This is a genomic window from Bartonella sp. AP11XZML, from assembly GCF_042196445.1.
In the GTDB taxonomy this organism is placed as follows: domain Bacteria; phylum Pseudomonadota; class Alphaproteobacteria; order Rhizobiales; family Rhizobiaceae; genus Bartonella.
On sequence record NZ_JBHIQF010000075.1, the window covers coordinates 1 to 14,459 of the forward strand.

The window sequence follows — 14,459 nt, forward strand, 5'->3', positions numbered from 1 at the left end:
CCAATTGCTAAGCACAACAGTATAACGGCAGCAGCGATAGGGATAATCACTTTTAAATCTGTCTGTAAATCTGTTAGAGCTTTCGATGCATTTTTTAGAACGGATGGTTGGGCATAAGCAGAATTATTCATAAAGAACGCAGTCACAGCAGCAGAAAATGCGATGATTTTGTTGTTACTTTTCGGTTTCAGATTAATTAAACTTTGCATATCTCACTCTTATTAAAATTCTAGATAATATTTTTTATATAAATAAACATATTGTATTTATAACTAATGCTATTGTTACTATTTTGTAAATAGCAGTGTAACAAGTTGGGTTGCAGAACCTGCGATGACAACACCGATTGCCCACCGTACAAATGTGTCTTTTCCGATGTAGCGTCCTGCATAGCCAATTGCTAAACATAAAAGTATAACAGCAGCAGCANGCCAATTGCTAAACATAAAAGTATAACAGCAGCAGCAATAGGGATAATTGCTTTCAAGTCTTTCTGTAAATCTGTTAGAGCGTTCGATGCATTTTTTAGAACGGATGGTTGGGCATAAGCAGAATTATTCATAAAGAACGCAGTCATAGCAGCAGAAAATGCGATGATTTTGTTGTTACTTTCCGATTTGAGATTAATTAAATTTTGCATATCTCACTCTTATTAAAATTCTAAATAATATTTTTATATAAATAAACATATTGTATTTTACAATTTATAATTAATGCCATTATTATGTTGTTTTAAATAGCAGTGAAACAAGTTGGGCTGCTGAACCTGCGATAACGACCCCGATTGCCCACCGTACAAATGTGTCTTTTCCGATGTAGCGTCCTGCATAACCAATTGCTAAGCATAATAGTATAATAGCAGCAGCAATAGGTATAATTTTTTCAATATCGCCTTGTAAACCCTTTAGAGCTGTCTCCGCATTTTTTAAAGTTTTTGCTTGGGCTTGTGCATGAGCTGAACTACCCATAAAAAACACAGTTAAAGCTGCAGAAAACGCAGCAATTTTATTACGAGCTGTTGTGTGAAGAATATTTAATTGTTTCATGTTCTTTATCCTGATTAAGATTAAAACTCCCACAAATGACCCCTCTTTCATGAAGAAACTTAAAGAGATATTTTGGATCAGCCCAAGTTCTTAGTTTTCCTCTTTGTGTAAGTAATGTATATTTATTTGGCTTTCCGGTAATTGGATCATCAGAAATAAATGTGAAATACCATTCTCTTTCTGAAAGCATCACGACTGTAATCTCACGTGCTGCTTTTTGACTAAATGCCATATCAACGCTGTTTTGTTCTATCATTTTCATTATCTTTGCCCTCAATTAGAAGAGATTTTGTTCAATCTTACTAATTAGAGCTTTAACATTTTCTTATCTACCTTTCATTATAATATCCTATCAAAATTCTAGGTTTTCGTGAAAATATCAGTCATCACTCAGTGATCTTCTCGATGAAGAAAAATCTTCAGCTGAGAAAGCATCGTGGGCGCTACTTTCTTTATGTGTAAATGCATCTTCTTCTCCTTTTGAAGAGAGAGAAAGAGAATCTACTTTAGTTGTCTGTTCTGGTTCTTCTTTTTTAAGCTTTACAGGCTCCTGCAAGTCTTCATTTCCTCGTACAGCAGCTTTTACTCCAATATATGAAGTAACTTTTTGCATACGGGTGTGGCTTGAGTTTTCTGTATTGTAAAAATCCAGCACAAACTGCAAAGTCGCTTTTTCAAAGACGCACTTTGATGTTGTTTGTTCATAGCAGTAAGTTAAAGCGCTTTGTGCAGCTGTAAGATTTCTGCAAAAATCAAATGCATCAAATAGAGAAAACAATTTCACATTTCCAACACCAATTTGCCCTAAAATTATGTTAAAATTATGTTCACTCTGTTCAGCTGTTGCGATTGTTTCCTTAAGCTGAGATGATTGATAGAAGAAGTTATCTTTATCATCTGTTACATAGACATTGTCCCGCGCTTCTTGTTCGGCAACAACTGAAAATGTCATGGAGGGCGTATTGGATATGTATGCAGCAGCAAAAAATGTGAAATCTGGAACAATCATTAGCAATACACCTTATTATGAAGAATTTTATTAATACAAATGCTAATTCTGTGTTGTGCTTTTTCTCGTTGTCTTTTGACTTTATAAATTTGCAGAATGAGATTGTTTAGTTTAGAATATTCCTTGTGATTATTGCTTTGTTCTCTTCTAAGAGTATTTCTAATATATGCGAATATCCAACCAACAAGATAAAAGTGTGGAATAAAATAGAGCACATTACGCCAACCAATATTATTGGAATCACGAAGAAAGGCGCTGCTTTTAAAAAATAATAATCTTTGATACTGTATTGAAGCTGCTTGTTTTATATAATTCTCTAGTTGCAAAAATCTTTTTAAAAAAAATTTATACGAAGTAAAAAGCCGTTGTGTATGAGGGGAGGTTTTCTTGTCATAATGAACTACACTATCATTATATAGAGAGGGCTTGTTCTTTGTTGCGTATTGCCATAACTTATAGAGTGACGATTTATATTTACTTTTGACTACTGATTCATGAGAGTCAGAGAGGTGTGATGGTGTTTGAGCACTGCATTTAGTAGTTCCAGTAATTGAACTGAAAAAAGATGCAGTGGTGGTAGTTGATATACCAATAAACAGTTCTTTGTGGCTCAAAGCACATCTCCGTCAAAGTGATATATGTATCGTAATTTTAATTTCGATAATAAATAGACAGAAATTGTCTATAATTGTGTTTAAAATATGGCAAGAAAAGATTCTTTTTTGCAAGGGGAGTAATTAAGGTGAATGATCTCAAAAATATGAATTTTGATGAACTACAAGAGATGCGTACACAAATCGATGTGGAATTAAAAAAACGGCAAGCAAAGGAAAAGCAAAATGCGCGACGAAAAATTCTTGAAATTGCTAATGCCCATGGAATTGATATCGCTGATCTTGTGAGCAAAGAGCGCCATTATAGAAATCCTAATAACCAATGGGAATTATGGAATGGGCGTGGACGTAGACCTAAGTGGATTAAAGAGTGGTTGGAGAATGGGTATACACTTGATGAACTCGAAGTAACGTAACACGTGTGCGATCTTTACAAGATAAGGGAATACCAAGGAATGTAAATGCAAGAAGTATGCTCTTTTGGGTAATTTAATTGTATAAACATACTGAACGAATATATTAAAGTATTGAGTTACCAAATACAATGATAGGGAGCGTGAACAATTTATTTAAATGCAAAAGGTCTTGTTGTCATAATCTGGCAAGCATAATGATGATGCCAGATTGGAATATTGTAATTGCTTTTGGCATGTGAGAGAGGGGGGATATTTTACTTCTTTTTATCGTTTCATTAACGTTGCTCTTTTTAGTCTATGTAAATAAATAGTTTTATTGATTATTTACAAAAATGGTCGAAATGAGAATAATTTATTGCATAGGGATTTTAACTCAATATGTAAAATGATAATTTTATCAATTAATATGTTAATAAATTAGCATACTTATATTTTTGAAATACTGTTCTGTAGAACAAGCCTGATGTTATAGATTTTGTTTGGTCTTTTTTCTGTGAGATTATATATGAGGCATTTACTTTATTTATCGTTCGTTTAGTTGAGATGAGTGAGTATGTAGAAAAATGGAAAATTTCTATGGCTGTTATGGGTTTTATAGAATTTATGACATATTTCTGAGCGTTTGTGATTAAAATTCATTTATGAGCGTTTATGAATAATGAATAAAGAGCGTATTTGAAAATAAAAGGATTGGATTATTTCTATTGCAGTTTATCTTCTTTTATGGTGTGAAATAGGGGAATGATATGCGGTTTTACAATTGTGTGTGATGGTATAGAGTGCGGAACACTTTGTTATATATCGGAGTATTTTTTCTAAAATTGTGTGGTATTCCACAATAAGTTAAAGAGTTTGTCTGAGAAACAGAATGCCCCAAACGGAATGCATTTGTGTTTCCAATTTACGCGCTTTTTTAAAAGAAAAGTTTTTCAATGCAACGAAGCTTATTTTATGGCGCTTCTCGTGAATAGTATAACGTAAAAGCCCCTATGAGCATATAAAATCCATTGTACACCACCATTTTTACTTCAATAAAAAGTATAAGCCGGTGCCATTATATACTTTACTCGCCTCCAATATTGCTAAAGTCCTTAGTTCTTGAGAGAGGGAGGCTTTTGTCGCTTTGTTTAATTGTTTTATTTATACGACACTTTCACTTGTGATGTGCAAGCGAATGATTTTGATTGCTTCAACATGAGAGAGATTTGAAATAAGGGTATTTTATGATCTTTAGATTTCTCACTCAATATGAGAACAATGAACTTATTATTATAAATAAAAGTGTTGTGTGCTAAAAAGTCTTGTTTATTTTATTATGCCGTGAAATGGCTTCTTTTAAGGTGTGGTGATATAAAGCAACCTCTTTGAGATATTAAACGTTTTTTTCAGTGCGTAGTGAATACTCTCATAATGTAGCTTGCTTGTCGAGTTTTATGTTAAGTGAAATATGGGAGGAGGAAGTCAAGAAAAATTACTCGACAGGAATCCGGTTTGTAAACAGATTGGATGAGATAGGAATTTTTTGTTCTTTGAAGGAGGAAGGGAAAGGTTGTAAAAAAAGTGAAATAGTATGAATTTTTTCTTAAAGTGGGAAGCCGTGTAGAAGACGTGGGGCATTTGGAGTGAGTCCGGCAGCTTCTTGAATGAAGTATTTTTTTATTTTTGGTGCTTGATTAATGATTCCAAGTCCGGTATCGCGGAGCATCCGTAAAAGAAGGCTATCATTAGAAAAGAGTTTATTAAGCCAATCATTGCTTAAAGCCATACGGACAATTTCAAAACGTCTCCAGCTTTGATAGCGCTCTAAAGCCGTGAGGGAGCCAATGTCAAGACCTAGTCGTGCTGTTTCAATAATCACTTCAGCCAGCGCAGCGCTATCGCGTAATCCTAAATTGAGTCCTTGTCCTGCAATGGGGTGGATGGTATGGGCGGCATCGCCAACGAGAGCAAAACGTGGTTTAACGCATTGACGTGTTAAAGAAAGACTCAAAGGAAAAGCTTGACGTTCGCCATCCCAAGAGAGTTTGCCTAATCGATGGCCAATGCGTCTTTCGAGTTCTGTTTCAAAAATAAGTGCATCAGCTTTGAGATAATATTGCGCAGTTTTATGATCTTCATTCCACACAATGGCGGATCGGTTGCCTTTGAGAGGGAGAAGAGCAAAAGGACCGGCAGGTAAAAAATGTTGAATTGCTTGACCATTATGGGGTTTTTCATGTTCAACTGTGCAGATGATTGCTGTTTGTTTATAGGGATGAGAAAAGTTTTTAAGATCTGCTTTTTGGCGTAATTTCGAATGGGCTCCGTCAGCTGCAATAAGCAATTTTGTTTGCCAAACCTCTTCATTATTTAAAGTGACGGTTGTATGTTGATCTTCTTGATGAAAATCAATGACACGGGTGTTTGTAATAACAGGGATATTGAGACCTTTGACACGTTTTTTTAAAGTGTTGATGAGTTCTCTATGCTCTACCATAGCAGCAAAGGGCTCACCGGGATTAATGTCGCCTTCAAAGGTTAAAAGAGTGGGTTTGACAGGATCATTTGTGCTTGTATCTGTGATGATCATTGAATGAATGGGTTGCGCATAGGGTTTTATAGATTCCCAACATTGTAATTGTTTTAACATACGAATAGAAGCAGCAGCAAGGGCAATGGTTCGTATGTTAGAAGCAGGGGTATCTCCTTGTGGCGCAGCATCAACGATTTTTATTTTCAGATTAGGGGCTGTTTGCTTGAGTGCTATCGCTAGGGTTAAACCGACAGCTGCCCCCCCTGCAATGAGCAGATCACATTGTTTAGTTTTATGAGATTTAATTTTTTTATTGGGTTGTACGTTTTTATTGCGATTAGAACACACAATACTTCTTCCATTGTTTATAGTTTGCTTTCTTTTAAAAAGAATATCTTTTTACATTGCCTAAAATATCTTAACTTTTACTTTTCTCTCTGCTTTACAAAAACGAGGTTTCTTTTTAGCGCCAATCTGATGACAGATTGGTTTTTCAGAGTTTTTCTGCTTAATCATTTATGTGATTCATCTTACAGATTTATCGGATAAGCTTTTTTAAATATCTTCTTCAATTCTTTTTACACTTGGTTGATAAAAAAGAAAACTAAAAATAAACAAAGATGGTCGTGTATTTTTTAAGTTGTGTGAGTTACTTCAGTATGCTTGTCCTGAAGGGAGCCATTTCGTTAGTATGATAGATAAAAATAGATAAAAAATTGTGGTCATTCGTGATGGTTAAAACAGTATTCATATTTTGCCGTTATCATGATGTAGCGTAAAAAATATTATTTGTTTAGGAAGGTGCCTATAGCACCCATGTAACACTTTACACATGAGGTGTTTTTGGTTGATCGTGTGATAAATATTCAGGGAGAGCTTTTTGTGCGCCTTATGAACGATTGTCTCTTAGGGTGGTGGGTATATGAATGATATGAAGTGGTTAGAAGGTAGAACGCGCTAGATAAGAAGTCGGATTGTTTACAGGCGATTTGTTTACAAATCGGCACAGAGTTTAAGCTTCATTCTTTTTTAAGAGAGAGAGGGAGTTATAACTCTTTAAAATATGAAAGTTTTGTATTTGGAATTGATAGATGCACCGAAGTTCTTCTCCTTATGATTCATTAGAAGTGCGAAACTCTCAAGGTTCGCGTCTTATTGAGATGTTTTTACGTCAGATAGGAGTATTTATTGGGCTCGGGCTTTTGGGCTTTATTATTTTTTGTGTGTTTGCTTTGGCGACGTGGAATGTTGCGGACCCATCTTTAACCCATGCAAGTACAAATGAGGTTACAAACCTTATGGGGTGGATGGGGGCAATTTTTTCAGATTTTATTATGCAGTTTTTTGGCTTGGCAAGTCTTTCTGTTTTGTTGCCACCGTTATTTTGGTCTTTTCTCTTGTTGGCGCAAAAGAATATCTACAATTTGACTTTGCGCTTTTTTTTATGGGTGCTATCAACGATTTGTTTTTTAATTGCTTTTGCCCTTATGTCACCTGTTGCTTCTTTTACTTATTGGCCATTGCCAATGGGGTTGGGAGGGGTTTTAGGGGATAAAGTTTTAAGTGTTGCTTCTTCAGTCTTTCCTCTTTTTCTTTCTCCTCCTTACACGGTGTTTTTCAGTGTTGTTTTTATTCTTTTAGGTTTTTTCACCGCTGCTTTTGCTGGTAATGTGATATGGCGGCATCGAACAAAGAAAAGAAAAGAAAAAAGCATTCCAAAAGACGAAATCGTTAATCCAGTCTTTGAGTTGGAAGAAGATACGGAATATGCCGCAGAGGAGGATCGTGAAAATCATGGTTTTTTTGCGACAACTTGTGGCGCTCTTTTGCATCTTTTTTATTTTTTACAAGCGCGTTTTTTTCGTTTATTCTGTTTCAAAAAGCGTTTTCAGAGTAAAGGGCAAGGAAAGCCATTTGATCGGATTGAGCCAACTTTTTTAGGTGAAAAAGTAAAGTGTGAGGAAAATCAAAATAAAGCCTATGTTTCTCCTGTTAAAAATCGAAAGTCTTTAACAGCTTCTTCAAAGGGTGGTTTTGTTCTTCCTCTTGTAGATTATCTTTCGGTTCCACCACCGTCTGTTAAGGATGCAAAACTTTCTCCTGCTGTTTTAAGAGCAAATTCTCAGGAGCTTGAAGGGGTTTTGTTAGATTTTGGGGTCAAAGGCAAAATTATAGATGCTTGTCCTGGACCGGTGGTAACTTTGTATGAATTTGAACCGGCTGCAGGCATTAAGTCTTCCCGTATCATTGGTTTGGCAGATGATATTGCACGCTCGATGCGTGCAATTTCGGCGCGTGTTGCGGTGGTTCCAGGACGTAATGTTATTGGAATAGAATTGCCCAATGCAAAGCGTGAGATGGTTTATTTACGAGAAATGTTGCAGGCGCAAGAATTTATTGACAGCAAAGCAAAGCTAGGACTTGCTTTGGGTAAGACAATCGGGGGGGAAGCTGTTGTTGCAGATTTAGCAAAAATGCCCCATCTTTTGGTTGCTGGTACAACAGGATCGGGAAAGTCTGTTGCTATCAATACAATGATTTTATCATTGCTTTATCGTATGACACCTGAACAATGTCGTCTCATTATGGTGGACCCGAAAATGCTTGAGCTTTCGGTTTATGATGGCATTCCCCATTTATTAACACCCGTGGTGACAGATCCTAAAAAAGCCGTGATTGCTTTAAAGTGGGCTGTTCGTGAAATGGAAGAACGCTATAGTAAAATGTCAAAACTAGGCGTTCGTAATATTGATGGGTTTAATGCACGTCTTAGGGAAGCTGCAAGTCAGGGAGAGACAATGGTGCGGACAATTCAAGTTGGATTTGATCGTGAGACTGGTGAGCCTCTTTATGAAACGGAAACACTTGATTTTAGTCCTATGCCCTATATTGTTGTCATTATTGATGAAATGGCTGATTTGATGATGGTTGCTGGTAAAGATATTGAAGGAGCGGTTCAACGTTTAGCACAAATGGCACGTGCTGCCGGTATCCATGTAATTATGGCGACACAGCGTCCTTCCGTCGATGTTATTACTGGGACGATCAAAGCCAATTTTCCTACACGTATTTCTTTTTCTGTGAGTTCAAAAATTGATAGCCGAACAATTTTAGGCGAACAGGGGGCCGAGCAATTATTGGGACAAGGAGATATGCTCTTTATGATGGGAGGAGGACGTATTCAGCGTGTGCATGGGCCTTTTGTTGCGGATGATGAAGTGGAGCAGGTTGTTGCGCATCTCAAAGCGCAAGCACGACCGGATTATTTAGAAACAATTACGCAAGAAGTTGAAGAGGATGGTGCTGATGTTTCTTTGTCTTCTCCTTCAGAAGATGATCCCTATAGTCAAGCTGTTGCTATTGTGCTTCGTGATCGTAAGGCTTCGACCTCTTATATTCAACGCCGTTTAGGCATTGGTTATAACCGCGCTGCGACATTGATTGAGAGGATGGAAGAAGAAGGTATTATTAGTCCAGCAAATCACGCAGGGAAACGAGAAATTTTAGTGCCTGCTGAAGAAGAGCGCTTTTGAAAAATCTTTATAGTTGTTTTTTATAATACCTTGTAAAACAAGTGTTTATCCTATTGTATCGTAGAAAGTCTGCATTTTCATATACCAGCTCTCAATTTGCGATAGCTCCTTGGTACTTGAGACTCCTTATAAGGGGATTCTTTATCTTATATAACTTTTATCCATACACCAATCTTGCTTGTAACGTGCAAGCAAATGATTTGAATTGATTCAATATGAGAGAGTATATGATGAAAGAATCTTATTGTATTTGGCGTTATGATTTAAGTTAAAAAGATAAATTATTATAAATCAATATCTTGGTATAAAATAATGTTATTGCGAGTGTAGGGGTGTAAAAGCATGTAAGACTTGATATTTAAGTGTCTTTTTAAGTGCGCTCTAAATATTTAGGGCAAGGCTGATCTGTCGAGTCTTAATATAAATGAATTATATGGGGTGGTAAGCTAAGTGAAATTTGCTAAACTCCAAATTGTTTACAGAACGGTTCTGGTGAAAATTTTTATTCTTTTGGGTGAGAAGGAAGTCAAAAAAGCATTTTTGCCACTTAAAAGAGCTTTTAGGTTCGCGAGTAATATGTTTAGTCCTTAATCCATTATGTATTGACTATAATTTATGTTGCTTCATAGATTAGGGGTGGGAAAGAATATATTATGCGTTTAGAAAATCAGCAGAAAAGCAGGAAAATTTGATGATTTCGGAAACTTAAACGCAGACTGATTATTTGGAAACGATACCGCAAGAAATAAAAAAGGATGTTTCTTTAGCTTTTTCTTTAGCAGATGATTCCTATTGTCAAGCTGTTGCTATTATGCTTCGTGATCGTAAGGCTTCAACTTCTTATATTCAATGTCGTTTAGGCATTGGTTATAACTGTGCCGCCACATTGATCGAAAGGATAGAAGAAGAAGGCATCATTAGTCCAGCTAATGATATGGGTAAGCGAAAAATTTTGGAGACTGTCGAAGAAGAATACTTTTAAAAATCTTTTGATATTTTTTTCAAACAATATCTTATATCTTATAAAGAAGGGTATTTATTCGTCGTTGATCACTTAAGTTATGAATTATAAAGTCAATTAAGTATTGCTTGGGAGCATTTTTTATGAAAACGTCTTTTTTACCGCAAAGAAGAGTCTTTGGGTTGGTGGGAATTATTATCTTTTGGTGTTTAACTGTTCCTGTTTTTTCGCAAGCATCTAATAAAGTGATAAAGGCGCAAAATGTTGTGAATCACTTTGCGGCAATCAAAACAATGACAGGTGATTTTATTCAGTTTAGTCCAAAGGGAAAAATGTCTCAGGGGACATTTTATTTAGAGCGCCCAGGGAAAATTCGTTTCATTTACAAAAAAATGCCTTTACAGATTATTTCAGATGGCCAATTTGTAGGTATTAACAATCGGGCTTTGAATACTTGGAACTTTTCACAACTTTCGCAAACGCCAATGAAATTTTTGTTGGATGATAAAATTGATGTATCTTCTGGGCGCTTGTTCGCATTTCGCGAAGATCCAGGGGCTGTAACGATTGTTCTGCGTGATAAAACGATTGGGGCAGGGCAAATAAGGATGGTTTTTGATTCTAAAGGCTCTGCTTTGCGACAGTGGACAATTGTTGACCAACAAAATTTGGAAACTACTGTGCAGATTATGAATGTGCGGACAGACGTCCGGTTCGCTAATGGGATGTTCACACTTCCTTCGAAGAAATGAAGAAAGAGTGTTACGTCATTGGGATTAAAACAAATGTTCTTTCGTATTGCGACTTGGAATATTAATTCTATTCGTTTGCGTCTTGCACAGGTTTTTCAGTATTTGAATCTCTTTTCCGCAGATGTTTTGTGTCTACAGGAAACAAAATGTCCAGATGCTTTATTTCCAGTGGAGGCTTTTGAAGCCGCGGGTTATAAGCATATCGCATTGAGTGGACAAAAATCTTATAACGGGGTGGCTATTGTTTCTCGTTTGCCTTTTAAAAAGGTAGAAAAGCGTTTTTTTTGTCAAAACCAAGATTGCCGTTATATCTCAGTTATTGTGGAAGCCCATGGGAGAAGCTTGCGGATTCATAATTTTTATGTTCCTGCTGGGGGAGATATCCCTGATGCTGATGTGAATGAAAAGTTTCGTCATAAGCTTGATTTTTTAGAAGAAATGTCCTCCATTCGTGCGGATCAAGGCGATGGTCTTTCTTCTCTTTTGGTGGGAGATTTAAATATTGCTCCTTTGGCAGAGGATGTTTGGTCTCATCAGCAATTGTTGAAGGTTGTAAGCCATACTCCCATTGAAACCGAGCGTTTGCAGGATTTGTGTTGTCAAGGTGGATGGGTTGATCTGATGCGGTTGCATATTCCTGTTCCTACCAAGCTTTACACATGGTGGAGTTATCGTGCTCGCGATTGGGCATTTACCGATTATGGGCGGCGGCTTGATCATATTTGGTCTTCTCAAGATTTAGCTCCTTTTGTTGTAGATCTTTCGATTTTTCGTGATGCGCGCGGATGGGAACGCCCTTCAGATCATATTCCTGTGCAAACTGTATTTGATTTTTCACGTCAAGTTTGAAATAAGAGGTAAATAAAGTATTAATATTAAATAATGATTCTGAAAGAATGCGGGAGACTGGATGTATATCAGAAATCTCAAATGGGGCGCTTCTCGTGGATTATTTTTTAGTGTCTTGTTGTGTTTGCTTTTGTCAGGATGTATGGTTGGTCCTAATTACCAGAAAACATCTTTTCGTGTTCCAGCAGTTTGGGGAGAAAAATCTGCACAGACTGCAGGGCAGCCCGTTGCGCTTGCCGGATGGTGGCGGCATTTGAATGATCCTGTTCTAGATGCGTTAATGGATTACGCGATTTCTGGAAATAATAATGTTGCTGTTGCCAAAGCTCGGGTACGTGAGGCGCGTGCGGGTTTAGGACAGGTTGTGGGAACTCTTTTGCCAAATGTGTCCAATTCAATTTCAGGAACCCGTAGTCGTTCTGGACAGTCTGATGCATTGTTCAACCAGTATAGTAGTGGTTTTGATGCAAGCTGGGAGCTGGATTTTTTTGGTGGGCATAAACGTGCGGTTGAAGCAGCGCGTTATGGCCTTGATGCGGCTGTGGAAGATATGCGCGCTACCATGGTGACATTACTAGGAGATGTGGCAACAAATTATGTGCAAATGCGTGGTTGGCAACAAAAGTTGTTTATTGTGCGGCAAATTGCTGTATCACAACGTAAAACTTATGAACTGATGCGTGCTAGATTAACAGCTGGTGATGTTTCTGAGCTTGATGTTTCAAATGCGCAAGCACAAATGGCAAATACAGAAGCAGATATATCACAGATGGAAGCGAATTTAGCAATGAGCGTTCATCGCCTTTCTGTCTTAACTGGTCGTGTGCCTACGGCATTGAAGGATCTTTTACAAAAAAATGCTAAGCATGCAAAGATTCCACAACCACGCTGGCCGATACCAGCAGGAATTCCAGCCGATATTTTGTTAACACGTCCGGATTTACGACGGGCAGAGCGTCAATATGCGCAAGCGACAGCACGGATTGGTCAACGTGAAGCAGATCGTTATCCATCACTTACTTTAACAGGTAATATTTCGACAGCAGCAACGGCAATTGATCAATTATGGAAAAATTCAACGATTGGCTGGTCTTTTGGACCTGGTCTTCGTTTTCCTCTTTTTAATGGAGGTCAGGTCGAGGCTTCTATTGCGGTAGCGCGCGCGCAGCGTGATCAAGCTTTTATTACTTATCGGGCTGCTGTGTTGGAAGCTTTAGAAGATGTAGAAAATGCGCTTGTAAGATTAACGAAGGAACATCAACGCTTAGAAAAGCTAATCGTTGCGAATAAAGCTTCTCTTCATTCCTTAAAACTTTCACGGAACCTTTTTGAGAATGGAAATACTAGTTTTCTTGAATTGTTAAATGCTGATCGCTCTTATTATTCTGCACAAATGGCGCTTAAAGATAGCCGTGTTTCTTTGGTTACGCAATATATCACGTTGATGAAAGCATTGGGGGGGGGCTGGGATGGCGTTGTTGATGTATCGCGTCCAGAAGTCGTTGATAATGCACCTCGTTCGCGTGCAAAGGTAGGGAAATGAAAAAAAACTTACTCAAAAATTTCATTACAAAACACAAAAAACTTTCCTTCTTTTTAACTGCTATATTTCTCATTCTCTTGTTGTTATGGTTACGTTCTGTTTTTTTTGGAACATCTACTCCAACTTATATAACAGCGGTGGTGAAACGTGGGGATATTGAGGAAAGTGTTTTAGCTTCTGGTCTTGTACGTCCTTACCGGTTGGTGGCTGTTGGTGCGCGAGCAACAGGGCGTGTGGTGTCAATGCATGTTTCCCCTGGGAGTGTTGTGAAAGAAGGCGATCTCTTGGCAGAAATTGATCCTACAGATCAGGAAAATGATTTAAAAAGAAAAAAAGCAGCATTATCGCATTATTATGCGAGTTTGGTAGAACAAGAAGCCTATCTTTCTCTTGCACAGAAAAATTTAGAGCGTCAGAAAAAAATGATTGAAACACGTGCGGTTTCACGTGCGAACCTCGATGAGGCTACGACACAGGTGAAAATACGCGAGGCGCAAATTGAACAACTTCGTCAGCAGATTGTGCAAGCACAAATTGATGTGGAGAGTGCAGAGGTTAATTTAGGTTATACACGCATCACTGCCCCTTCAGCGGGAACGGTTTTGGCAACAGTTGTGGAAGAAGGGCAGAATGTGAATGCGGTTCAGTCGGCGCCAACGATTGTTATTTTGGGTGATTTATCAAAGATGACGATCAAGGCGCAAATCTCAGAAGCAGATGTTCTTAAAGTCCGAGCTGGACAACCACTTTATTTTACAGTTCTAGGTAATTCACAGCGTCGTTATGAAGGCGTTTTAGAAAAAGTAGAGCCGGCTCCTGAAGCAATTCGTGCTGATGTGAGTATTAATCCTGGTATGGTGAGTGGTTCTAGTGCTTTAATATCATCGGCTATCTATTACAATGGAATTCTACATGTTGATAATGCGGACAATTTTTTGCGAACCTATATGACTGCTCAAGTTCATATTATCTTAGGGCGCGCGCAGAATGTCTTGTTGGTTCCAAGTGATGCTTTACGCGATGAGACAAGAGAGCGTAAAGCATGGGTTTCTGTTTTGGTGGGGGAAAATAAGGTGGTTACTAAACAGGTGAGCGTTGGGTTGAATAATAAGGTTATGGCAGAGATTATTTCAGGACTTAACGAGGGTGATGTCGTCGTCACCAGTTCGTCTGATGGAGTGATGCCAGAGTCTTCTCACATGCATAGCGAAGACGAGAGTTAAA

The 14,459-nt window shown here is 37.7% G+C and carries 12 protein-coding genes and 2 pseudogenes; 7 read left to right on the plus strand and 7 right to left on the minus strand.

The window, feature by feature from the left end; all coding sequences use genetic code 11:
* The 6 genes and pseudogenes from ACFIMG_RS06985 to ACFIMG_RS07010 all read right to left on the minus strand — a co-directional run.
* Positions 1-209 (minus strand): TrbC/VirB2 family protein (locus ACFIMG_RS06985; protein ID WP_375678339.1); only part of this gene is annotated, 209 nt, incomplete at its 3' end.
* A gap of 78 nt (positions 210-287) precedes the next feature.
* Positions 288-640: pseudogene (locus ACFIMG_RS06990) on the minus strand (TrbC/VirB2 family protein).
* 82 nt (positions 641-722) lie between these two features.
* Positions 723-1,046, minus strand: a complete 324-nt coding sequence (gene trwL / locus ACFIMG_RS06995; protein ID WP_375678347.1) for a VirB2 family type IV secretion system major pilin TrwL — start codon at positions 1,044-1,046, stop codon at positions 723-725.
* A complete protein-coding gene (gene korA, locus ACFIMG_RS07000) occupies positions 1,009-1,308 on the minus strand; it encodes a KorA family transcriptional regulator (protein ID WP_375613158.1) in 300 nt (99 codons plus the stop codon). Before korA ends, trwL begins: the two co-directional genes overlap by 38 nt.
* A gap of 117 nt (positions 1,309-1,425) precedes the next feature.
* Entirely contained in the window at positions 1,426-2,055 is a 630-nt protein-coding gene (locus tag ACFIMG_RS07005) for a TrwN protein (protein ID WP_375678348.1), read from the minus strand.
* Positions 2,055-2,669: a hypothetical protein gene (locus tag ACFIMG_RS07010; RefSeq protein WP_375678349.1), complete on the minus strand. Its 615-nt coding sequence runs from the start codon at positions 2,667-2,669 to the stop codon at positions 2,055-2,057. The genes ACFIMG_RS07005 and ACFIMG_RS07010 overlap by 1 nt, the downstream gene beginning before the upstream one ends.
* A gap of 128 nt (positions 2,670-2,797) precedes the next feature.
* Between ACFIMG_RS07010 and ACFIMG_RS07015 the strand changes: the two genes are divergently transcribed.
* A complete protein-coding gene (locus ACFIMG_RS07015; RefSeq protein ID WP_015857007.1) occupies positions 2,798-3,085 on the plus strand; it encodes an H-NS family nucleoid-associated regulatory protein in 288 nt (95 codons plus the stop codon).
* Between the two features lie 1,582 nt (positions 3,086-4,667).
* On the opposite strand, the gene ACFIMG_RS07020 is transcribed toward ACFIMG_RS07015, so the two are convergent.
* On the minus strand, positions 4,668-5,945 hold the full coding sequence (locus ACFIMG_RS07020; protein ID WP_375678350.1) for a ubiquinone biosynthesis hydroxylase: 1,278 nt from the start codon (positions 5,943-5,945) through the stop codon (positions 4,668-4,670).
* Positions 5,946-6,688: 743 nt separating this feature from the next.
* Between ACFIMG_RS07020 and ACFIMG_RS07025 the strand changes: the two genes are divergently transcribed.
* The 6 genes and pseudogenes from ACFIMG_RS07025 to ACFIMG_RS07050 all read left to right on the plus strand — a co-directional run bounded on the left by ACFIMG_RS07025 (position 6,689) and on the right by ACFIMG_RS07050 (position 14,458).
* Positions 6,689-9,130, plus strand: a complete 2,442-nt coding sequence (locus ACFIMG_RS07025; RefSeq protein WP_375678351.1) for a DNA translocase FtsK 4TM domain-containing protein — start codon at positions 6,689-6,691, stop codon at positions 9,128-9,130.
* A gap of 718 nt (positions 9,131-9,848) precedes the next feature.
* Positions 9,849-10,112: pseudogene (locus ACFIMG_RS07030) on the plus strand (DNA translocase FtsK); the annotation flags it as partial.
* A gap of 122 nt (positions 10,113-10,234) precedes the next feature.
* Entirely contained in the window at positions 10,235-10,843 is a 609-nt protein-coding gene (locus ACFIMG_RS07035) for an outer membrane lipoprotein carrier protein LolA (protein WP_375617820.1), read from the plus strand.
* A gap of 33 nt (positions 10,844-10,876) precedes the next feature.
* Entirely contained in the window at positions 10,877-11,692 is an 816-nt protein-coding gene (locus ACFIMG_RS07040; RefSeq protein WP_375628723.1) for an exodeoxyribonuclease III, read from the plus strand.
* A gap of 61 nt (positions 11,693-11,753) precedes the next feature.
* Positions 11,754-13,235: an efflux transporter outer membrane subunit gene (locus ACFIMG_RS07045; protein ID WP_375613163.1), complete on the plus strand. Its 1,482-nt coding sequence runs from the start codon at positions 11,754-11,756 to the stop codon at positions 13,233-13,235.
* Positions 13,232-14,458: an efflux RND transporter periplasmic adaptor subunit gene (locus tag ACFIMG_RS07050; protein ID WP_375678353.1), complete on the plus strand. Its 1,227-nt coding sequence runs from the start codon at positions 13,232-13,234 to the stop codon at positions 14,456-14,458. The genes ACFIMG_RS07045 and ACFIMG_RS07050 overlap by 4 nt, the downstream gene beginning before the upstream one ends.
* Position 14,459: the final 1 nt, after the last annotated feature.